Source organism: Dellaglioa sp. CoH-55-MRSF-7 (assembly GCF_056782235.1).
Genome location: NZ_JBXAYI010000237.1, coordinates 1 through 238, shown reverse-complemented (window position 1 = coordinate 238; position 238 = coordinate 1). Strand labels below are relative to the sequence as shown.

At 53.8% G+C, this 238-nt stretch carries 1 protein-coding gene; it reads left to right on the top strand.

Translation table 11 applies throughout. The features are described 5' to 3' along the window. Positions 1-50: 50 nt before the first annotated feature. On the top strand, positions 51-238 hold a 188-nt coding region (locus tag AC1RPU_RS08520; protein ID WP_481769736.1), incomplete at its 3' end, for a hypothetical protein.

Here is a 238-nt window from a genome sequence, read left to right as displayed (position 1 = left end):
CCGCTGGTTGCAGCATTTTCCGTCACCGCCAACCAATCATAAGGTTCAACATGGCAGATACTAATAAGCTCGTTCTGGCGGACTTGACAGCCGACGTTGATCAATTCGTTTCCCAGTTTCAAAACTACCTTACCACCATCCCATCGTGGCAGGGAACGCTCACGACAATGACATCGGAGACCCTGATCGAGCTAGCAGCATCGGTCGGGGCTTTTGCGCAGGGCCGCATCATTCGCGC